General features: G+C 36.7%; 21 protein-coding genes. 14 read left to right on the top strand and 7 right to left on the bottom strand.

Annotated features, from left to right (window positions below; all coding sequences use genetic code 11):
• The first annotated feature begins 39 nt into the window (after nucleotides 1–39).
• A complete protein-coding gene (locus AC6CHV_RS17685; protein WP_341332058.1) occupies nucleotides 40–471 on the top strand; it encodes a hypothetical protein in 432 nt (143 codons plus the stop codon).
• Nucleotides 472–1,193: 722 nt separating this feature from the next.
• On the opposite strand, the gene AC6CHV_RS17680 is transcribed toward AC6CHV_RS17685, so the two are convergent.
• Entirely contained in the window at nucleotides 1,194–2,246 is a 1,053-nt protein-coding gene (locus AC6CHV_RS17680; RefSeq protein ID WP_341332057.1) for a YeiH family protein, read from the bottom strand.
• Between the two features lie 311 nt (nucleotides 2,247–2,557).
• On the opposite strand from AC6CHV_RS17680, the gene recQ reads away from it, so the two are divergent.
• On the top strand, nucleotides 2,558–4,345 hold the full coding sequence (recQ, locus tag AC6CHV_RS17675) for a DNA helicase RecQ (protein WP_341332056.1): 1,788 nt from the start codon (nucleotides 2,558–2,560) through the stop codon (nucleotides 4,343–4,345).
• Between the two features lie 42 nt (nucleotides 4,346–4,387).
• Here the strand turns inward: recQ and AC6CHV_RS17670 are convergent, their stop codons facing one another.
• On the bottom strand, nucleotides 4,388–4,618 hold the full coding sequence (locus AC6CHV_RS17670) for a hypothetical protein (protein WP_341332055.1): 231 nt from the start codon (nucleotides 4,616–4,618) through the stop codon (nucleotides 4,388–4,390).
• Between the two features lie 321 nt (nucleotides 4,619–4,939).
• Here AC6CHV_RS17670 and AC6CHV_RS17665 point away from each other — a divergent pair, with 321 nt between their 5' ends.
• Entirely contained in the window at nucleotides 4,940–5,440 is a 501-nt protein-coding gene (locus AC6CHV_RS17665) for a hypothetical protein (protein ID WP_440273356.1), read from the top strand.
• A 107-nt stretch (nucleotides 5,441–5,547) separates the two neighbouring features.
• Here the strand turns inward: AC6CHV_RS17665 and AC6CHV_RS17660 are convergent, their stop codons facing one another.
• Together AC6CHV_RS17660 and AC6CHV_RS17655 are read right to left on the bottom strand one after the other, a co-directional pair.
• Nucleotides 5,548–6,108, bottom strand: coding sequence for a thioredoxin family protein (locus tag AC6CHV_RS17660; RefSeq protein WP_498079329.1), 561 nt, complete (start codon nucleotides 6,106–6,108; stop codon nucleotides 5,548–5,550).
• Nucleotides 6,109–6,183: 75 nt separating this feature from the next.
• A complete protein-coding gene (locus tag AC6CHV_RS17655) occupies nucleotides 6,184–6,462 on the bottom strand; it encodes a hypothetical protein (protein WP_498079328.1) in 279 nt (92 codons plus the stop codon).
• Between the two features lie 338 nt (nucleotides 6,463–6,800).
• On the opposite strand from AC6CHV_RS17655, the gene AC6CHV_RS17650 reads away from it, so the two are divergent.
• The 9 genes from AC6CHV_RS17650 to AC6CHV_RS17610 all read left to right on the top strand — a co-directional run bounded on the left by AC6CHV_RS17650 (nucleotide 6,801) and on the right by AC6CHV_RS17610 (nucleotide 17,890).
• Nucleotides 6,801–7,208, top strand: a complete 408-nt coding sequence (locus AC6CHV_RS17650) for a VWA-like domain-containing protein (protein ID WP_099353639.1) — start codon at nucleotides 6,801–6,803, stop codon at nucleotides 7,206–7,208.
• A gap of 157 nt (nucleotides 7,209–7,365) precedes the next feature.
• Nucleotides 7,366–8,748, top strand: coding sequence for a cation:dicarboxylate symporter family transporter (locus tag AC6CHV_RS17645; RefSeq protein ID WP_498079327.1), 1,383 nt, complete (start codon nucleotides 7,366–7,368; stop codon nucleotides 8,746–8,748).
• Between the two features lie 82 nt (nucleotides 8,749–8,830).
• Nucleotides 8,831–9,583 carry a VOC family protein gene (locus AC6CHV_RS17640; protein ID WP_498079326.1) on the top strand — a complete coding sequence of 251 codons (753 nt, stop codon included), beginning with the start codon at nucleotides 8,831–8,833 and terminating at the stop codon, nucleotides 9,581–9,583.
• Between the two features lie 317 nt (nucleotides 9,584–9,900).
• Entirely contained in the window at nucleotides 9,901–11,175 is a 1,275-nt protein-coding gene (locus AC6CHV_RS17635; RefSeq protein WP_341332048.1) for an ATP-binding protein, read from the top strand.
• A gap of 138 nt (nucleotides 11,176–11,313) precedes the next feature.
• Nucleotides 11,314–12,156, top strand: coding sequence for a glucose PTS transporter transcription antiterminator GlcT (gene glcT / locus AC6CHV_RS17630; RefSeq protein ID WP_498079325.1), 843 nt, complete (start codon nucleotides 11,314–11,316; stop codon nucleotides 12,154–12,156).
• Between the two features lie 202 nt (nucleotides 12,157–12,358).
• Nucleotides 12,359–14,392 carry a glucose-specific PTS transporter subunit IIBC gene (gene ptsG / locus AC6CHV_RS17625; RefSeq protein WP_440273353.1) on the top strand — a complete coding sequence of 678 codons (2,034 nt, stop codon included), beginning with the start codon at nucleotides 12,359–12,361 and terminating at the stop codon, nucleotides 14,390–14,392.
• Between the two features lie 150 nt (nucleotides 14,393–14,542).
• Entirely contained in the window at nucleotides 14,543–15,493 is a 951-nt protein-coding gene (locus AC6CHV_RS17620; RefSeq protein WP_498079324.1) for an AAA family ATPase, read from the top strand.
• A complete protein-coding gene (locus AC6CHV_RS17615) occupies nucleotides 15,493–16,683 on the top strand; it encodes a DUF58 domain-containing protein (protein WP_498079323.1) in 1,191 nt (396 codons plus the stop codon). Before AC6CHV_RS17620 ends, AC6CHV_RS17615 begins: the two co-directional genes overlap by 1 nt.
• The gene (locus tag AC6CHV_RS17610) at nucleotides 16,673–17,890 is read left to right on the top strand and encodes a hypothetical protein (RefSeq protein ID WP_498079322.1); all 1,218 of its coding nucleotides are present in this window, start codon (nucleotides 16,673–16,675) and stop codon (nucleotides 17,888–17,890) included. Before AC6CHV_RS17615 ends, AC6CHV_RS17610 begins: the two co-directional genes overlap by 11 nt.
• A gap of 42 nt (nucleotides 17,891–17,932) precedes the next feature.
• Here AC6CHV_RS17610 and AC6CHV_RS17605 read toward each other — a convergent pair whose 3' ends face one another.
• From AC6CHV_RS17605 to AC6CHV_RS17595, 3 genes are all read right to left on the bottom strand, one after another.
• Complete coding sequence (locus AC6CHV_RS17605; RefSeq protein WP_257215775.1) at nucleotides 17,933–18,058, bottom strand: hypothetical protein; 126 nt, start codon at nucleotides 18,056–18,058, stop codon at nucleotides 17,933–17,935.
• Nucleotides 18,059–18,133: 75 nt separating this feature from the next.
• Complete coding sequence (locus AC6CHV_RS17600) at nucleotides 18,134–18,901, bottom strand: alpha/beta fold hydrolase (protein ID WP_498079321.1); 768 nt, start codon at nucleotides 18,899–18,901, stop codon at nucleotides 18,134–18,136.
• A gap of 100 nt (nucleotides 18,902–19,001) precedes the next feature.
• The gene (locus AC6CHV_RS17595; protein ID WP_498079320.1) at nucleotides 19,002–19,799 is read right to left on the bottom strand and encodes a Cof-type HAD-IIB family hydrolase; all 798 of its coding nucleotides are present in this window, start codon (nucleotides 19,797–19,799) and stop codon (nucleotides 19,002–19,004) included.
• Between the two features lie 501 nt (nucleotides 19,800–20,300).
• On the opposite strand from AC6CHV_RS17595, the gene AC6CHV_RS17590 reads away from it, so the two are divergent.
• Both AC6CHV_RS17590 and ptsP read left to right on the top strand, forming a co-directional pair.
• Complete coding sequence (locus AC6CHV_RS17590; protein ID WP_099353628.1) at nucleotides 20,301–20,567, top strand: phosphocarrier protein HPr; 267 nt, start codon at nucleotides 20,301–20,303, stop codon at nucleotides 20,565–20,567.
• Nucleotides 20,567–22,285, top strand: coding sequence for a phosphoenolpyruvate--protein phosphotransferase (gene ptsP, locus AC6CHV_RS17585; RefSeq protein WP_341332039.1), 1,719 nt, complete (start codon nucleotides 20,567–20,569; stop codon nucleotides 22,283–22,285). The genes AC6CHV_RS17590 and ptsP overlap by 1 nt, the downstream gene beginning before the upstream one ends.
• The last annotated feature ends 80 nt before the right edge of the window (nucleotides 22,286–22,365 follow it).

Below are 22,365 nucleotides of genomic sequence, written 5' to 3'. Positions count from 1 at the left end.
GCTAACAATATATTCTGATTAAATGAAGGGATGTTACAGTTGATTTCGTTTCGTGGAGATGCACATAAAATTTACCTTAGGCTAAAAAAGAATATTAATCATGATTCCACCTTCCACCATGTTAAAGAAATGGTAGAAGTTCGAGATATTAAGTCCTTTTATGAAAAAATTGATTCAAACACGTTACAAATCATTCATTACCGCATGTTAAAAGAGCAAAATGGTTCTGGCATCATTCCCATTTTAATTACGGCAATCCCTTGGTTTTTGTTTCTTTTTGCAAGCCAATTGCAAAAGTTTTTGTTTGGAAAAGGCTACTTGTATTTAATCCTATTTAGTATCATTTATTTTGCTTTGCTTTTCTTTAGTGTAATTCTTCATTTTCGTGAAAAAGCATGGGCTTCCTTTCACATCCAAATGATTAGTGACATCTTGGAGGAACGAAAAGAAGTTGGGAAACAGACTAGATAAAAAATTTGGTAATACACGATGCTTGGTTATTTTTATCAGGAACAAATAGATAAGATCTAACACGAAATTCAGAAGGGTAAGTCAAAAAGTCTATAGATTTTGACAGTCGTTGCAGGAAATTAACAAGTAGAGTTGAATCAGCGAGTGATTCGAACAGTCAACGTTTGAATTAATCAAGTAGAGTCTGAATTGGCTAGGGATTCTGACAACAATCCCCGGAACTTATGAAGTAGAGTCTGAATCAGCCATGGATTCTGACAGCCAACGCCTGAATTAATCAAGTAGAGTCGATATCAGGGAGGAATTCTGACAACCAACGTCTGAATTAATCAAGTATAGTCCGAATCAGCGAGTGATTCTGACAGCCAACGCCTGAATTAATCAAGTAGAGTCGATATCAGGGAGGAATTCTGACAACCAACGTCTGAATTAATCGAGTAGAGTCCGAATCAGCAAGTTATTCTGACAGTCAACGTCTGAATTAATCAAGTAGAGTCGATATCAGGGAGGAACTCTGACAACCAACATCGAAACTATTCTATATAAGGCAAAATTACCCCACAATCCCTACGATAAAGTAATAATAGAAACTGGGTTTAATTAAAATGCTTCGTAAAGAACATAAAAAAGCATGTCAACCTAATTAAAAGGTGACACGCATTTTTTTAACCAGAATATCACTTATTAACGTACTCCTCCGAAGGAAAACCTCACTTTCTTTCCTAATAGAGAAGTTGAATTATGGTTAGAGTTAACAGTCCCATCATGACAGATGATAGTAAACCTAGAAATAATGGACGAAGGCCAACTGATTTGATTTTTTTGAAATCAGTACCAAGACCCACACTTGCCATGACCATAAGGATTAGAAATTTGGCAACCCCATCTGTTATGCTTGTAATCGATGTTGGAAGCGAGAAGATGGTATTGACCGCCACCGCTCCAGCGAAAAATAAGATAAAAATCGGAAATACCTTACTTATCTTCACTTTGCTGCCCGCGGCTCCCTTTGATTTTATAGAAATAATGATAGATAGAATGAGAGTAACAGGCACTAGCATGAGTGTTCGGATCAACTTGATGATGACAGAAGTATCGCCAGCAGCATTGCTATAGCTATATCCAGCAGCTACTACCGATGATGTATCGTGTATTGCGACCCCTGCCCATATTCCAAAAATATGGTCTGGCATGGAAAAAAGTTGTCCTATTAATGGGTAGAATAACACCGCCAATACATTAAAAGCAAAGATGGTATTAATCGCATAAGCTGTTTCTTCCTCTTTTGCACGAACAATTGGGCTTGATGTAACAATAGCTGTTGCACCGCATATTGCTGTTCCTAGAGAAACCAGAATTGGAATATTTCCACTCAACTTAAAGAGTTTGGCCAATAAAAATGTAAAAAGAATTCCTGCTAAAACCGCTACAACAACTAATAGAATTGCTTCATACCCTAGTTGAAAAATACTGGCATAACTAAGACCAAAACCAAGAAGAACAATCGCAGTCTTAAGTAACATTTTTAACGTATAGGAAATTCCTTCCAAAAAAACAGTCGGTATTCCCAAAAAGTTTCGGATCATGATTCCGATGATGATTGCAATTACAGCTCCACCAATCAACGGAAAATCCTTACCTAATGAGTTCGCCAAAACGCCTATAATAAAAACGAGAGCTACACCAGGAAGCTTATTTCGGAGTGATTGTGTGTGCTCTAACAAAAAAGATCTTTTTTCGTAAGTTTGTGATACTTGTAGATTTGCATTACCCACGTGTTCCATCCCTCAATATATATAATAAGTTTTATCTTACCATATCGTGGACACCCTTCACACCTTAAAGTTCTTCCTTTATAATTTAGATAAGATGAATGTCTAATAATACAACTTCTTTGTGACCCATATCGTTGGAACAAAAAAGAGGAAGTGAATACTCACTTCCTAACACGAACAGATAAAGAATAAGGAGCTAACACCACACTGTATAGTATGCACAAGGTCATGCGGACATGTGGGGTAGTACACTACGTCAAACGCACATTTTTGCAGAAATTAGAAAAATAAAATTAAAAAGGTGTTTTTTTATGATTGAACAAGCAAAACAGGTATTACAGTCGTATTTTGGATATTCTTCCTTTAGACCTGGGCAGGAATCCATTATAGAGAACATTTTAGAAGGAAACGATACGCTTGCGATTATGCCAACTGGAGGCGGGAAGTCTTTATGCTATCAAATTCCAGCCTTGATTTTTGATGGAGTAACAATCGTCATTTCTCCTTTGATCTCATTGATGAAGGACCAGGTAGACACTTTGCTCGGAGTTGGAATTGCTGCAACTTATATCAATAGTAGTATTTCTTTGCAGGAAATACAGGAAAGACTGCAGGATGCAAGGCTTGGCCGTTTTAAAATTATTTATATTGCTCCTGAACGACTCGAATCCTCTCAATTTCGATCCCTATTATCTTCTATCCCAATTTCAATGATTGCTGTTGATGAAGCGCATTGTATTTCTCAGTGGGGACATGATTTCAGGCCTAGTTATCGAAACATCCAATATATGATTGCAGAATTACCGAAAAAGCCCGTTGTTGCGGCATTGACTGCAACCGCTACTGTTGAAGTTAAGGATGATATTTGCAGCCAATTGCAAATTACCCCATCTGCTGTTTTTATTACCGGGTTTGCTAGAGAAAATTTAACATTTAATATCCTAAAAGGTGAAAATAAGAGAGATTTTGTCAAAAGTTTTTTAAAAGAAAATAATAACCAATCCGGAATTGTGTATGCTGCAACGCGTCGTGAAGTTAATGAACTTCATTCGTTTTTAGAAAAAGAAGGACATTCAGTAGGAAAATACCATGCAGGCCTTTCCGATGAAGAGCGAAAAAGGGCTCAAGAGGATTTCTTATTTGATACTGTTAATGTTATGATTGCAACAAATGCGTTTGGGATGGGGATTGACAAAAGCAACGTAAGATTTGTCATTCACTATAACCTTCCGAAGAATATTGAAGCGTATTACCAGGAAGCGGGACGAGCCGGGCGTGATGGTGAAAAAAGTGATTGTTATCTATTATTTGCTTCACAGGATATCCAACTACAAAAGTTCCTGATTGAGCAATCAACAATGGATGAAGGTAAAAAAGAGCAAGAATATTACAAGCTACAGCAAATGATTGATTATTGTCATACAGAAAAATGCCTACAAACCTATATTTTAGAATACTTCGGAGAGAACGAAAGTCCCGAATGTGGTAGATGTTTTAACTGTACCGATAACCGTGAAAAAATAGATGTAACCACAGAAGCGCTAATGGTGTTTTCCTGTATTAAACGAATGAAAGAACGATTTGGAAAGACGTTAGTTGCTCAGGTGCTGAAAGGATCAAGAAACAAAAAAATCCTTGAATTAGGATTTACAACATTAACCACATATGGCCTGCTCAAGCAGTATTCCGAAAAACAAATTGTGGGTTTAATCGACTATTTAGCTGCCGAAGGATATGTCAAATTGACAAACTCTCAGTATCCAGTGCTGATTCTTGATGCAAAAGCACTTCCTGTCCTTAAAGGGGAAGTAAAAATTTATAAGAAGGAACAGGTGACGAAAAAACAGATTGTTACTGATAATACATTATTTGAAATTCTTCGAGAGGTCAGAAAAGAAATCTCTAGTCGAGATCAAGTGCCACCATATATCGTCTTTTCGGATAGTACATTACGTGAAATGAGTGAAGTGGCGCCGATTGATGAAAAAGAGTTGCTTGAAATTAAAGGCGTTGCTAAGACAAAACTGGAACGTTACGGGGAGGATTTCCTTTCTGTGATTCGCAAGTACGTTGAGGAGAAAAGTGCAGTGGTTAAATAAAATATAGACAAAAGGCACCACAGTAAGTTGTGGTGCCTTTCATTATGCTTGGAATAGTTCCACCATTGCAAGATTACGCTTTTGTTGTTCTTCTTCAGACATTAAATCATATTTCTTTAATAGGTGAAACAATTCATTTAATGTTAGTTGTGTTTGCCCATGCTCTAAAAACTGAGCAGCCTTGTGATAGAGCTCTTTGGGCAAAAAGCTTTCCTGGCTCTGGAGCTTTTTAACAACGTCATCTTTTGAATGATCGATATTACATGTAGACATCAAATTCCCTCCATTTTACTTATTTCTATATTAATTTTAGCACGTATGAAAGTAGATTAGGATGATAGAAACTAATATACAGCAAATGAGTAGCCACTGGGATGAAATTAGGAGAGAGCGAACCAGCAAACCTGGTTAACATCCTAGCACTCGAAAGAATTTAGGGGAGATTAAACCATCAAACCAAATCTATAATCCCCCACAGATGCAAAAAAATAGAAGAATTTGCTCCTGTACTACAAGTACATCTAGTGACATCACACACAACTAGTTTTCTTACTATCTGATAAAATGGGAACTAGATAGAAGGGGAGGTAAGAAATGGCCTATTATATTTGGATTATTATAAATGCGCTACTTGTGATTAGTACAATTATATATATATGGATTTTTAGGTTGCATGACTCGCAAATCATCACACTAGGGCAGGTTTTCGCTCAAATCGCAATCATCCTATTTATCATAAATGTGAATATGTATTTTATCTTTCTTGTCATCCGCAGGACGAAGGTACGGAAATTCAAAATAACACTTGCGAAAATGTCACGACAAATGATGAAATCTCATATCAAGCTTGCAATCATCGGTACGATATTAATACTGTTTCATGGAGGAATCATGCTCGTAAAGTTAGGGGAGCTAATAGGGTATGTAAATCCAAAGATGATGAGCGGGATGTTAGCTATTCTATTATTAGCAATTACTCTTTTTGCGGGATATCTACGTCATAAAAAATCCTCCGGTTTTCGCCGGAAGTTTCATTATACATCGGCTTTTCTTTTTACTATTCTCTTTATGGTGCATTTATTTTTACCCATTTAAACACATAAAGAGACCGCCCGCATTTCCGTTCTGGTTAGTCCCGCAACGATGCGAAGTTGGAAGTGGTGGACGGTCTCAAATATAGTATATGTTTTAGTGTTCAATAATTATGCGTTTTTTATTGTAGCAATTATGCTATTTTTAATATCTCTCCAAAGCACTTCGTCTGTAGTGATACGTTCTGTGAACGATTTAATAAATGCTTTGAAAGCCGCGTCGTATTGAGGAGAATCTTTATCAGGTACATTTGCCTTTAATTCATCAGCAACAGCTTGTGCCTCTGGAGATCTAGGTCCCCATTTACCAACCTCTTCAAACTCTTTATTAACGAAAATGATGATTGGAATCGAACGGGCTTTTCCATTTGTAAGGTATTGATCCATCAACTCTAAATTTTCATCACGGATTAGATAGCGAGTTTCAAGTAAAGCCTCGTCCGCAATTCTCATTAAAATTGGGAGATTGACCATTGCATCTCCGCACCAATCAGCTGCTAAAATGATTGCTTTTAACTCTTTTTCTTGAAGCAGATGCAGTAATTCCTTGTCAGCTTCGTCTAATTGAAACCCATTATATACTTTTAAGAGGTTCTCCTTGTGAACTTGCATGCTGTTAATGTATTCGTATTGGTTCATGCCTTTTTCAAACCATGGTTTTAAGTTTGTCATTATGTACTCCTCCTCCAAATATGATTTGTTTATATTTACTATAAATGAAAAAGGAAAATCTAACCACAAAGATGCTTATGAAAAGTCTGAAACCGTTTCGTAGAATTTATAGGAATCCTTAGTAGGAAAACTTGGTATAACCGGTTCCCCTTCTATAAGTACATCTGTTACCACGTTATAGTCCCCATTGGCTGATGGCATCTCTGTTTGTTCCCATCTCCAACATGCACCTGAAAAAGCGATTTGATGTCCAGCAAGGAGTCTAATTTCATGAAGTACCCCATTTAATTCAACAAATCCATATCCATTATTTAATTCAAGTTTTTGGACTAACTCTTGTTTCGAAGTTTTCATTTTTCATTCCCCCAATTATTGATAGTTTTACCTTTATGCACGCCTATAACCAATCCAAGTATTGTTATTTAAACTGTTCATATTTAGTCGAAAAACGTGACAAAATAGTGGAGCCAAGGAAGAAAACTGAAAGCGACTCGCCCAGAAATGAGAAAATTGGCCGATAAAGGCTCCAGGTCCTGTAGCAAATTCGGCACTAACATTCCTGTGCGTCGGAGATCCCGACAGAGAGGCGCCTTTTGCTTCTTTTCGAGGAGTTAAAATTTCTCTAGTTTCTAGTCGCTTAAACTAGACAAGTAATCATCCTTTGGTTATTATGCATGAGGAGTTGAGGATGCGTGAGATGGCAAAGGTCACTTATGGGTTTACTTAAGGATCGTAAAGGTAAAAAAATAGCATTAGCAATTGATACATCAACAAATCAGGTCCGTTCAGTTTTAATTAACAATATCATAAAGTTTTTTGGTGAAATGATCCCAGAAACTCAGCTTGTCCAAGCTGATTTTAAAATAAGAACCATCACACCGATTCAAAACCCTACCATTAAATATTATACGCATGGCAAGTCCTCCTATACTGAAGTGCTGGAATGGGCGGACGAAGAGAAAATTGATACTCTTTTTTATATAACCGATGTTACCGGTTATTTTTACGATGAGTTAGATGTAAAAGCTGAAGTGTTTTGGCTTGTTCCGGATGATTATGTACCAAAAGTCCCGTTTGGAAAGGCTATAAAAGTTGCATAAAGATTGGATGGCGTCTAGAATCATCAATTGATTCTAGACGTATTAGTTTTTGAGAGAAAATCCTTTTATATTTTTACTTAGGCAATTTTGTACTTGACGTATCGTGAGTAAGCAATTATATTTTAATACATTAGTAAATAAAAAGGGGGTAATACATATGAGTTTACTTGGTATTGTAAATATCGTTTTGATGGTCTTATTATTACTATTATTGTTTTATATGCAGAAAAAACATGTCTCATTTTCAAAACGTGTATTTGCAGCACTAGGACTAGGGATTGTCTTTGGTCTCGTCCTACAACTCATTTATGGTGTTGATTCAGAAATCATTTCCGAGTCAATTAGTTGGTTTAATATCGTCGGAAATGGTTATGTGAAGTTTTTACAAATGATAGTTATGCCACTAGTGTTTATTTCCATCGTATCAGCTTTTACAAAAATGAAGATGGCAAATAACATTGGAAAAATTAGTGTTTTAATCCTTGGAATTTTAGTGGGAACAACTGCACTTTCAGCACTTGTTGCAATTGGAACAACGGTTGCATTTGACTTAGAAGCTATTCAAATTGAAGCTGGAGAAGCAGAACAAGATAGAGGAGCATCGTTGGAGGAACGATATGCGGGTATTCAAGATAAAACATTCCCAGAACAGATTGTTGACTTATTGCCTGCAAATCCATTCTTAGATTTTACTGGTGCACGTTCCACATCGACTATTGCTATTGTTATCTTTGCAGCTTTCATAGGAATTGCATTCCTTGGAGTTCGTCGTAAAGATCCTGAGAATGCAGAATTGTTTGCGAAAATTATTGATGCATTTTACTCGGTTATCATGCGCGTTGTAACGTTAATTTTACGTCTAACTCCATATGGAGTTCTTGCGATTATGACACGAGTGACAGCTACGAGTGATTATGGTGCGATTTATAAGCTTGGTAAATTTGTTGTAGCATCATATGTTGCGTTATTGATTGTGTTTGCGATTCACTTATTGTTAATTACATTAGCCGGATTGAATCCAATTACGTATGTTAAAAAGGCTTTTCCTGTATTAACTTTCGCGTTTACATCTCGTAGTAGTGCAGGTACATTGCCACTTAACATTAAAGCACAAACAAATGATTTAGGTGTTCCAGAAGGAATTGCAAACTTCGCAGGTTCATTTGGACTTTCCATTGGACAAAACGGATGTGCAGGTGTGTACCCTGCGATGCTCGCGATAATGATTGCACCAACAGTGGGTATTAATCCGTTGGATCCAAGTTTTATCTTAACAGTGGTAGTGATTGTAGCGATTAGTTCCTTCGGTGTTGCTGGTGTTGGAGGAGGAGCAACTTTTGCTGCCATCCTCGTATTATCAGCACTTGACCTTCCAGTAGCATTAGCAGGTTTATTAATATCTGTTGAACCTTTAATTGACATGGGACGTACAGCACTTAACGTTAGCGGTAGTATGACAGCAGGTGTTCTTACAAGTAAAGTAACAAAAGAACTTGACACTGAAACCTATACAAATCCAACTCAACAACTAGGTGCATAACAGAAACGAAAATAAGACCCTGATTATAAGGGTCTTATTTTTTTGGTAAAATATAATAAAAATCCGCTAGGGGGAAGATTTGTTGGATATACGTTTTGACCATGTTGTCCATTATGTAAATGATCCATTTGAGGCAATGACAGCGTTTAAACTTCTTGGTTTCCATACGGCAAAAGGTGGTAATCACGAGAATTGGGGTACCTATAATACGTTATGTTATTTTAAGAATCTTACTTATATCGAATGGATTGGGATTAACAATCTAGAGGTTACAAAAGAAGGTAGCCACCCATTTAGTCGTCATTTATATGAGGATTACAAACGAGGAGAAGGACTATCACAAATTGCCTTCCGGACCAACTCAATCGATAAAACCAACCAAGAGCTTACACAAAAAGGCATCAAAACAATTGGACCCTTACCAGGCTCCAGAAAACGTCCAGATGGGACTATTCTCAAATGGTCGATGCTCTTCATTGATCATACCCGACCAATGCCATTTTTTATTGAGTGGAAAGGTGATGATAGAATTAGGGAACAAGAGCTTAATGAAATAGGGGTTTATGTTCCAGACTCAAAATCCATTTCCTTCATTGCATACGCTGTGAAACAACCGGAAAATCTCGCAGACATATGGGCGAAAGTATTAAATGGTAAAGTCCACATTTCAACACTACCTGGCACTGAACAAAAAGCATTTAAGGTCCATTTTGACACAATTGATGTGTATTTTAGCTTTAAGGACCATCCGAGAGGGGAACGCCCTTTTCTAGTTGGGATAGAACCAAAAGCAACAAGGGCGATTATTCTACATGGCGCTAAGTATTTAATGTAAAATAAAAAGAACCAACCATAAATACACGGGTTGGTTCTCACTTTTTGGGCGTAATAAAACTTTAGATACATAATTGATGATACATACATGCCGCGGTAGATTTGAAAATCTTAAACAACGAAAGCCCTACCTCTCTTTCGTCCTTTCGGCTCCGAAGCCGGTCCAGTGTGAATAAGTCTTTCTCAAATGTAAAAGATAAAACGTAAAATTAAATTTATCTATATCTATATATAATAATTATGTTAAAGTTAATAGGGAACAAATTTTTATTATACAGAAAAATATTCTTGTTGTCAAATGATAATGGGGTGCTTGTCATGTCTGTAAAAACACTTTTCAAGAAGAGATTGTTGCTTATCTATTTCTTGGCAAGCCTAATATGGATAACTTTCTCTGAATACGTAATTGATCGTTTTCCCTCTGAATATGCTAATTACTATCAAATTGGGAAGGGGTTAATTTTTGTCGCTTTCACGACCATACTAATTCATCTTATTATTGAGAAGAATGATGCATATGTTCATGCATTAGAAGAACAGAATGAATTGTCGACACTTATTAATGCGATGCCTGATTTTGTCTGTTTCAAAGATGGGAAGGGCAGATGGATTCGAGTGAATCGGTATGCAAAAGAACTATTCCAACTTGACTTTGAAATTTATAAAAACAAAACGGATTTTGAAATGGCTAAAATGTATCCAAGGTTTGAGAAATATCTAATTGAGAATGCACAATTAGATGAAGAGGCTTGGCAAAAAGGGATAAAGACCAGGGTAGAGCAAACCATCATGATCCCAAGTGAGGAACATAAGACTTTTGATGTCATACGAGTACCTTTATTTGAAGAGGGACAAAGAACGGGGCTAGTGCTAATTGGAAGGGATATTTCGAACTTAAAAGCCGCTGAAGAGCTTGCGCTTAGAAGGGAAAAACTTTCTGTAGTGGGTGAATTGGCAGCAGGAATAGCCCATGAAATCCGCAATCCACTGACAACGATTAAAGGCTTTGTTCAATTGCAAAAGGAAAAGAATGAATCAACATCTCAAATTTCTAATATTATCCTTTCTGAACTTGATCGGATTAATCAGATTGTTAGTGAATTACTCGTATTTTCCAAGCCGCAAAGTAAAATTTTAAAGGAATTTGAATTAAAAGAATTACTCGATTATGTCATCAAGCTCACATCACACGAAGCTACCCTTTATAATGTCAAGATTATCATTGAAAATGATGCAGATCATGCTGTTCTTTATGGAGATATGAATGAACTAATCCAAGTGTTTGTCAATGTCATTAAAAATTCAATTGATGCGATGCCAAATGGAGGAAGAACAAAAATTCGTACTAAAAGAATAGAGGACAAAGTTCAAATTGAAGTAATCGACACAGGGGTAGGTATCCCTAAAGAGCGCCTTGAAAAAATTGGAGAACCATTTTTCACATTAAAAGAAAAAGGAATGGGACTTGGGCTCACGATGAGTAACAAAATTATCCAAGACCATAAAGGAATATTTGAAATTAAAAGTAAGGTTGGGTTCGGAACAAAAGTCGTCATTACTTTACCTGTCAGACATCACAAAAAGGATAGTTGAATTAAACTCCTTTTTTTATTTGTACACTTTGTCTTCTTATGACTTACACAATTCATTAAAAGGTAAAATTATTGATTTCTTTTTCTTGCTCATATACGATATGAATTGTATGTCTAAGATAAAAAGTGGGGAATTAAGATGTCTGTCATTACTATATCTAAAGTGTTGAATAATAATGTCGTCATTGCAGATCACTCCGATTATGGGGAGGTCGTTTTAATAGGAAAGGGCATCGGCTTTAACCGAAGGCAGAAAGAAGTGCTCGATGCGGCTAGCGTAGAAAAGCTGTTCGTCCTTAAAAATGAAAAAATACAAACTAACTATATTAAGCTTCTACCATATTTAGAAGATGACTTACAGAGAGTGATTATTTCTGCCATTGAGTTAATCAAAAGCAGGACAGATGCTTCGTTGAATGAACATATCCATGTAGCCTTGACCGATCACTTGATGACTACTGTTGCCAGAGTTTCACAAGGGTTAGAAATCCGAAATCCCTTTTTAATAGAAACGAAAACCATGTATCCTAGGGAATACGATTTAGCAAAGGAAGTAATGAATTTATTTAAAGTAGAATGTAATATACACTTGCCAGAGGGAGAAGCTGGTTTTATTGCTCTTCACATCCACAGTGCAATAACCAATAAAGATTTATCTGAAGTAAATCAGCATTCTCAACTAATGACAAAATTAGTTCAATTGGTAGAGGAACAGTTGAAAATGGTGATTGACAAACAGAGCATTGATTATATGAGACTTGTACGACATCTGAGGTTCGTTATTGAACGTGTAAAAGTGGGAGAGAAAGTAGAAGAACCAGAAAAAATCACTTCACTCTTGAAAGAAGAATATCCATTATGTTATAATCTCTCGTGGAAACTCATTAAGGTAATACAGCAAGCGCTGAAGAAACCAGTTTTTGACGCAGAAGCAGTCTATATAACGATGCATCTGCAAAGGCTTCAGAAGAAAATTAAATAGTATACATTGTTTTTAACGTGTTACTGATTCGATCAGGCATGAGTAAAGAGAATGATTGAAGTAAGTTTAACAGGATATATTGCGCCCTTTATTGGGAGAATATTATTCATGTAACTTCTTTCGATTATCCTCTTTCTCATGCCTTTTTTATGTTTATGCGATTACCTCATGAGAATGAAAAATTAGTAGGGGGTTTTGAACCGTGTTTAAAAAAGTTTTTGGTGTCCTGCAAAAGATTGGTAAAGCGCTTATGTTACCTGTAGCTCTTTTACCAGCAGCAGGTCTTTTACTTGGAATAGGAAATGCGATGCAGCAAGAAACGATGCTTCAATATCTTCCATTCCTGGAAGCAGATTGGATTCAACTTATTGCTTCGGTGATGGAGGATGCTGGGGGGATTATATTTAGTAATCTAGCCCTTCTCTTTGCAGTTGGGGTAGCGATTGGTTTAGCTGGAGACGGTGCAGCAGCACTAGCTGCTTTAGTCGGATATTTAGTTCTAAATCAGGTAATGAGTTCATGGCAGGGAGTTACTCCTGATATGCTTACTGATAATCCTGCTTTTGCATCTGTATTAGGAATTCCTACATTACAAACAGGTGTATTTGGCGGAATTATAGTTGGTCTTATAGCTGCTTTTGCTTATAACCGCTTTCATGACATTGAAATGCCTTCGTTTCTTGGATTTTTTGCAGGGAAACGATTTGTTCCGATTGCAACTGCCGCGTTTTCTTTTATAGCCGGTCTTTTATTATTGGTCGTATGGCCACCAGTACAAGATGCAATGAATAGTGCATCACTTTGGCTGATAGAAGAAGGTACGTATTTTGCTGTGTTTTTCTTTGGATTTATAAAGAGATTATTAATTCCGTTTGGTTTACATCATATTTTCCATGCGCCGTTCTGGTATGAATTCGGTTCTTATACAACCGCATCTGGCCAAGTCGTCCGGGGAGATATGACGATCTTTTTTTCACAATTGAAAGATGGAGTGGAAATTACCGCTGGTAACTTTATGGCTGGTGAATTTCCAATTATGATGTTTGGTTTACCGGCTGCTGCGCTTGCTATGTATCATGCTGCACGTCCGGAAAATAAAAAACTTGTAGCCGGTTTATTAGGTTCAGGTGCCCTAACATCGTTCTTAACGGGTATCACAGAGCCACTTGAATTTTCATTTATGTTTGTGTCACCTATTCTTTTCTTAATCCATGCAGTGCTGGATGGATTATCATTTGTTTTAATGACAGCGTTGAGTGTTAATATAGGCTACACTTTCTCCGGTGGAGGAATTGACTTTTTCTTATTTGGTATATTGCCAGGTAGAGAGCCTTGGTGGATCGCAATATTATTAGGTCTCGTTTTTGCAGTTATTTATTATTTTGTTTTCCGTTTTGCAATAAAGAAGTTTAATCTCATGACACCTGGACGCGAAGTAAAAGGTGAAGAGGAAAAGAAAGGGCAGGCTGGAGATCTCGCTTATAACATTCTAAATGCAATGGGCGGACAAGAAAATATTGCCCATCTTGATGCATGTATCACCCGACTACGTGTTTCTGTGAACGATATTAAAAATGTCGATAAAGATGAATTGAAAAAACTAGGTGCAGCTGGTGTACTAGAAGTTGGAAATAATATTCAAGCCATCTTTGGACCACGTTCTGAAACCATTAAAAGCCAAATGCAAGACGTAATGAGCGGGAAAAAACCCCGTGAATTAGAAACGAACCAAATTGAAAAAACAAATCCAAATATAGTAAGTAATGAACAACAAGGTGCTGATCATTTTAATTCGCCTATTAAAGGTGAAATAAAGCCAATTACGGAAGTTCCTGATGCTGTGTTTTCTGGTAAAATGATGGGTGATGGGTTTGCAATTGTACCATCTGAAGGTGTCATTGTTTCACCTGTTGATGGAAAAGTAATCAACTTGTTCCCCACAAAACATGCGATTGGTATTCTATCTGATTCAGGCCGAGAAATTCTGATTCATGTTGGGATTGATACAGTTAATCTTAAAGGACAAGGGTTTGAAACGTTTGTGAGTGAAAATGATAAGGTCGAAAAAGGTCAACAACTTTTAAAAGTTGATTTAGACTTTATTAAGAAAAATGCAACGTCCATTATTACACCGATTGTCTTTACAAACCTTGCAGAGGGAGAAGAAATCGTTCTTAAAAAGCAAGGTAACATTAATCTTTCTGAAGAAAATATCATCGAGATTACAAAAGGATAATGAATTTAACAGGCAGACCATTGTTAATTCTAGGGGTCTGTCTGTTTTTATTTATAGTCCAAAATAATTATTTATGTTGGAAAACATCTATTTATTTGATAAATTTAAATTGTCACATGATTACCAATTCAATAAAAACAGGGGGCAATTATGTCTGCAAAAGAGAATGTTCTAAAAATCAAAGAGAATATTGGGAAAGTCATCATCGGGAAGGACGAGGTGATAGAACTTGTCCTAAATTCCCTTATTAATAAAGGTCATATTTTACTAGAAAGTGTGCCTGGTACGGGGAAAACGATGCTTGCTAAAAGTTTTGCAAAGTCTATTAGTGGTAATTTTAAGCGCATTCAATTTACACCGGACGTGCTACCTAGTGATATTACTGGGATTCAATTTTTTAATCCGAAAGAGCAGGAATTTCAACTGCGCCCGGGTCCGGTAATGACTCATATTCTATTAGCCGATGAAATTAACCGTGCAACTCCTAGGACTCAATCGAGTTTGCTTGAGGTCATGGAGGAGCGTCAGGTGACGATCGATGGAGAAACTTTAAAACTTCCATCACCGTTTGTAGTAATCGCAACTCAAAATCCAATTGAGTCACAACAGGGGACTTTTCCATTACCAGAGGCGCAAATGGACCGTTTCTTTGTCCAAATTGATTTGGGTTATCCAAGCTTTGAAGAGGAAAAGCAAATTATGAGAACCTATCGTCAAAATAATCCGATTGAGGAAATTTTGGAGGTCCTTACAAAAGAAGAGATTATATCGATGCAAGCTGAGGTCGGGCAAGTGAAGCTTTCCGATGAAGTAGAAGACTATTTACTTAGAATCGTACACGCAACAAGAAAGCATACGGATGTTGAAGTTGGAGTCAGTCCAAGGGGGACTCTAGCACTTATGAAGGCTGCTCAAGGAAAAGCGTATTTGGATGGGCGTATGTTTGTAACCCCTGAGGATATTAAATATATGGCTCCATATGTCATTTCTCATCGACTTGTGCTCACAATGGAGGGGTCACTTAAGAAAACGAATCGTCAGATTATACATGAACTGCTATCAACGGTTTCTGTCCCGGTGGAAGCGGGAGCAGTGAAGTAATGGACTGGAAACGGCAAATATCCATTGGAAATGAATTGTCGTATATGTCTTTTCTTTCTTCTGTTTTTATACTTGTAGGGATTCTTTCACAGGTGTTTTTGCTTCTTTTTGTAGGGGTATTGTTTCTTTTATATGTATTTGTGAACAAATATTATTTAAAACATGTTGGAAATAGAATCAGCGTTTCAATTGATAAAGAAACCGTAAAGCTCTTTAAAGGGGAAGATGATGATTTTTCACTAACATTAAAGCAAGATGGCCGTTTACCAATCATAAATGGCCAAATTCGGCTAACTGTAGATCATGTTGTAGGATTTCAGAATGAAAGAAAAATACTAGAGACAGAACAAATTGAACTAACCTTACCACTTACACTAATTGGAAGACAGGCTCAAACCACAGTCCTGCCTTTTGAAGGAAAGCAAAGGGGAGTTGCGAAAATACGTACGCTCGAGCTAAGAATTCCTCATTTATTTGGCTTTGGTGAGGCATATCTTCAATATACGAAACCGGTTGCCTTTGAAACGATTATTTATTCTTCCCCGGAAACGGTTGGAGGGATTGAAAAAATTGTTCCGAAAAATCAAGGAGAGTACCCAATTCGGAGTTCGTTTTTTGAAAACATGACACAAATAATCGGAACGAGAGGTTATGTGCCAACAGATCCATTTAACCGGGTGCATTGGAAAGCGAGTGCTCGTACGAATCAATTACAAACGAAGATTTATGATAAAACAGCTCAATTCTCTTGGACTATTATCATTAATGTGCGCGAACGAAAACTAGAAGAGTATTTAAGCGGGTTAACGTATATGCTTGAAGCAGCTACGTTAAAAAACATTCCATTTGAAGTGTATGTAAATGTCAGAAGGGCAGGGAGAACCCCTTTTATCCACCTACCAGTAGGAAAAGGAAAGGAACATTTAGCTAAAGCACTGGAATTAATTGCTCGTCTCAGTAAGCATAGTGTAACAATACCATTTCATTTTATGATTCACGCTATCGAAAGACAGCAACAACTTTCACCTTACTTCATTATGATAGGTGAAATAGAAGAAAATGAGGAACTGATTCTCAGTAGGTTTGCAAGAAAAGGTGTCGATTGTTTTAAACTAATTGAGAATAATGACTCCATCTTATTACAGAAGGCATCCTTGGCAATGAGGAGGGGGAAATCCCATGCGATATAGTCAGTCTTTACTGAAGTCGTATCAATACGTAATGGAGATGATCCTTCTCTATATTTTACTAATGTTGTTCTATATTCACACAGACTATTTGCCGCCCATTATACCATTTCTGTTTCTAACGGGCATCGGGGCAGTCATCATTGCATTCCTGTTATCACTGATGAAATCAAATACCCCGTATTTTTTCATTATGTTAATCGTTCCATTGCTTGCACTTGTTAGCAGTGAAATAAGGCTATCGTTTGGTCAAAGCATTGTGATTGCGGCTGTTGTTTGTTATCGAATCATTATCCATTACCACAAGAATCCTAAGCTGACGGAAGCTATGATTTTAAATGGTAGTTTAGTATTTGGTGGGTTAACTTATTTTGCTGCAAAGGTCCAAGGGTATGTCCACGGTGACCTTATCTTATATTTACTTGTGGCTCAATTGCTTTTCTTTATGATTGGAAAAATACTAAACAGTGTAAGTACAAGTTCACTCGTGAAGAAAACAATCGCTACAAAACAGAACTCCTGGTCCGTTGTCGGGCTGTTTAGTGGCTTGTTTGTGGGTGCTATTGGTGTCGCGGTTATTTTTCCAATCGTTCTTGTTAAGGGTTTGTCTTTGATTACATCCATTATCGGAACGGGCTTTTACTGGGTTTCAAAGCCACTTTTTAATGCTGTCGAAAATATCGATTCCTATAGAAGTTCTCAAGGTGAAAGTGTTGGAACTTTGAACTGGGAAGAAACAGAAAAGAAAAATACATTCTTTGAGTTGCTTGGCAGCTTTGATATTTGGTTTTATTTATCCATTCTTGGTTTACTCCTATTAGCAGTGATTCTTTTCTTACTAGCAAAAAAGAGATTTGTAAAAGAAGCTGCTGTGGTTGGCGACGTATACCAATATGCAACGATTACAGAAGGTGTTACAAGCCCTACTGCAAAATGGAGACGTTCAAAACGACAGACACCACAAGTAAAGGTACGAAAGCTTATCCTTGAACTTGAGGTGCTCTCAGCAAAGCATGGATTTGGACGATACCATCATGAAAGTGTATCAGAATGGTTAGGAAGAAATCATTTCCTTGACTTCCGACTTGTTGAACTCTATGAGAGAGTACGTTACGGGGATGAAGTATTAACCGATGAGGAAAACAAGGCTTGTGAGGAGATCGTCCAGAACCTAAAAGAGAAGATTAAATCGTTAAAGAAGTTGAAATGAAAGAAGAAGAACCTGGGTGTCCAGGTTCTTTTTTCATGTTGCTTATTTTTTCTTCTTTTTCTGTTTTTTAGGTGTTCCGCCAATTTCTTCGCCAAATTCTTCGTTATGTGAAACAGTTGGGTTTGCCACTTCTTGGCTTACCTTATTTTGTCTTCCTTTTTTAGCCATTATGTTGACCCCCTTATTTAAATTTTTGTTCGATTATTAGTATGTGTTATCTTACGGTATAAAATGAACGAACGATTATAGTTTTTCTATGAATGTTTCAATTAATTGATTGAATGTATGTGCATGTCTCGTCGGTACTTGATGTCTAGCTTTATTAACAAAGACTCTCTCTGCATTTGGAATTTCCTTCTCTAAAAAACGTTGATAGGAGTGCATGTAGAAATCGAAGGAACCATCAACTAATAGAACAGGGACTTTTATATCTTTTAATCGATGTGAACAATTATATTCGAGTCCTCTTATGTACATTTGATAGAGAATATTTACATTTGCTTTTTTTACATATTGTTCAATTTCCTTTTTATATTCTTTTGTTGTACCATGTGCCTTCCCTAATACCTTTGCTAAAACAGATAATCCTTTCATTTTAACGGTGGAAATTCCAAGCTTAAATTCTGACCGTAATAAAAATGTGTTCACCTCTGAAAAACCACCAATTAATATGATGCCTTCAACACGTTCGGGATTGGAAAGGGCAAATTCCAATGCAATGGATCCGCCATTGGAATAACCGCATACAACGACTTTTTCGAGAGCTAGTTGATCTATCAGTTGCAGAATATCAGTTGCTAATAATGAAATGGTGATATCCTCAGTTCCTGGATCACTATTCCCATTTCCACGTAGATCAAATGTAATAACTTGAAATTTTTTTGACAGGGGTTGTTGCAGTTTAAAGGTTACATGTCCCATTCCAGGAGGGTGAATGAAAACAATTGGTTTCCCTTCACCATGGGTTTCATAGTAGATTTGGGTCTGATTCGTACCTGTTATATATGGCATCTCTTTTTCCTCCAACAAATCAGTGCAAATGATTTTATTTAGTTTTTGGTTAGATGCATTCTTTTATAACATAAAAAGACCCGAATCTCTTCGAGTCTACTTAAACACTTTGTTTACTATTTTCTTTTAAGATCATTTCAACCGCTTCTGCCACAGATTGAACAACGAATTTTGCTTCTTTTTTCACTTCTTCATGTGCAGTCTTCATCACAAAACTGTAAGGAGTTAAGCGGAACATCGGAATATCATTAAAAGAATCCCCAATACATGCAATTTCCTCTGGATTTAAAGAAAGATCCTCGAGAAGTTTTATAATTGCATTCCCTTTGCTAATTTGCTTTGGCATAATATCCAAAACATGTTTCTCGGAAATGAACAAATCAATTTCATCGGAATAATCATTAGAAAGTGTTTCGTACGTCTCAACAATATCGTTTTCGAAACCAATCAGGGTAATCTTTGATGGTTTAATTTCGCTAAACTTCGTACTTATTTCTGGATCAATGATGATAGGATGGAACATTCTTTTTTGAACACCCTCAACATACTCATTATTTTCATGGGTGTAATTTGTGTCATAGCTACAGACAATCGTTACGAACTTCGGATTCAATACGTTATTATAGATTGTTTCTGCGATTTCGGTTGTGAAGGTACGAGAAAAAATGGACCGATCATCTAAGGTTGATGCAAATGCCCCATTTTGGCTAATTCGATGGAAGTTTTGCCCAATCGATTTTAATACTTCTTTTATCTCTGTATCCATTCGACCCGTGGCGATGCTAATTTGAAGTCCATCTTCTGCGGCCTTGGTTAATGCTTTAGTATCTTCAGGATTTACAGAATTGTCTTCCCGCAATAGTGTTCCATCTAAATCACTAACAATCAGTTTGATCAATGAAAGCACCTCCAACTTATTATGTAGATAAAATACAATATTTGCTTATTATACATGACTACCTTTAAGGATTGTAATCTTTAAATGCACTGTTTGTAAAGAATAGTACATTTGAATAATAAGTTATTGTTAATGAAAAACATTCTCAATTTTCGTTTTAAAACGATTATTTGCCTTTCTGTTGAAATAAGTTCTATTCCTATGCTATACTTTTTCGTGTAAAAGGTTAGGTATAAAAGGTAAGAGCATTTTAACCAAATCATAATCTAAAATTTACATAATTGTATGTATTACGTGTTACTGACTCGATCAGGCATGAGTAAAGTTTTGATAAAAGCTAGGCGAAAATTACATTTTTTTTGCATAGGTTTTATCGTCTTTCTCATGCCTTTATTTGTTACAATCAGGGAGCACAATAATACTCTTTCTTTACATATCTACCGGAAACGAACAAATACTACAAGTAATTATTTTTAAAATTAGTGAAAAGGGGAAATAAACATGGCAGAAAAAACATTTAAAATTACAAGTGAATCAGGTATTCATGCACGTCCAGCCACAGTATTGGTACAGGCTGCTAGTAAATATAACTCAGACATTCAATTAGAATACAACGGAAAGTCCGTAAATCTTAAGTCAATTATGGGTGTTATGTCTCTTGGGATTGGACAAGGTGCAGAGGTAAAGATTGTTGCAGAAGGGTCTGACGAAGAAGAAGTAATTGCTAACTTGACAGAAATTATGGCAAATGAAGGACTTGGTGAATAATGTCTGAAATGATTAATGGAATTGCTGCTTCAGCGGGTATCGCCATAGCAAAAAGCTTTCGTTTAGAGCATCCAGATCTAACCGTTGAAAAACTAACAATTAGTGACAAGGATGCTGAAATTAAGCGTTTTGAAGAAGCAGTTAATCAATCAAAAGAAGAATTAGAAGCGATTAAGAATCGAGCAAATGTTGAACTAGGGGAAGACAAAGCGGCAATCTTTTCAGCCCATCTTCTTGTTTTAAGTGATCCGGAACTCCTTAATCCAATTAAAGATAAAATAAGCTCTGAAAATGTGAATGCAGAGTTTGCGTTACAAGAAGTAGCGAATATGTTCATTACCATGTTTGAAGGAATGGAAAATGAATATATGGCAGAGAGAGCATCTGATATTCGTGATGTTACAAAACGTGTATTGGCTCATCTACTGGGTGTTACCATCTCTAATCCGAGTATGATTTCAGAAGAAGTCATCATAATTGCGGAAGATTTAACACCTTCAGACACGGCACAATTAAATCGAAAGTATGTAAAAGGCTTTACCACTGATATTGGTGGCCGTACTTCACACTCTGCAATTATGGCTCGTTCCATGGAGATTCCAGCAGTTGTTGGAACAAAAACGGTTACTTCTGATATTGAAACTGGGGTAATGGTTATTGTTGATGGACTTGATGGTGCTGTCATTGTAAATCCATCTGAGGAAGTTTTAGCTCAGTACCGTCAAAAGAAAGAGCAATATGAAGCACAGAAAGCGGAATGGGCTAAATTAAAAAATGAAAAAACTGTTACAAGTGACGGAGAGCACGTGGAACTTGCTGCAAATATCGGAACTCCTGAAGATGTAAAAGGGGTCATCGAAAACGGCGGAGAGGCGATTGGACTATACCGTACAGAGTTCCTTTATATGGGTCGTGACCAACTTCCATCAGAGGAAGAACAATTCGAATCTTATAAAACAGTTCTTGAAAAAATGGAAGGCAAACCTGTTGTTGTTCGTACACTAGACATCGGTGGGGATAAAGAGCTTCCATACTTAAATCTTCCGAAAGAATTAAATCCGTTCCTAGGTTTTAGAGCAATTCGTCTTTGCTTAGAGGAACAGGAAATTTTCCGTACACAATTACGTGCGTTACTAAGAGCAAGTACTTATGGAAACTTAAAAATTATGTTTCCAATGATTGCAACACTTGATGAGTTTAGACAAGCTAAAGCGATTTTACTTGATGAAAAAGAAAAGCTTGTTGCGAGTGGAACTTCTGTATCCGATACAATTGAAATTGGAATTATGGTCGAGATTCCGTCCACTGCTGTATTAGCTGACCAATTTGCTAAAGAAGTAGATTTCTTTAGTATTGGCACAAATGATTTAATTCAATATACAATGGCTGCCGACCGAATGAACGAACGCGTCTCATATCTTTATCAGCCATATTCACCATCAATCTTACGACTTATTTCAATGGTGATTGAAGCGGCACATAAGGAAGGCAAATGGGCAGGTATGTGTGGTGAAATGGCCGGTGATACGATCGCAATTCCAATTCTGTTAGGATTAGGATTAGATGAATTCAGTATGAGTGCAACATCAATCTTACCTGCAAGAACTCAAATTAAGAAGCTTTCTAAAGCTGAAATCGCAAGCTTCAAAGAAAAGATTCTTTCTATGAGCACAACGGAAGAAGTAGTTGAATTTGTAAAAGCTAACTTCATGAACTAAAGAAAAAATGAATCTACCTTTTATATAATGGGATTTCGATTCGGGTTCAAAACAAGTAAATCATAAATCATTTTTTTTGG

The organism is Ferdinandcohnia sp. GQ5, assembly GCF_059759275.1.
This window is presented reverse-complemented; position numbering and strand designations above follow the sequence as displayed.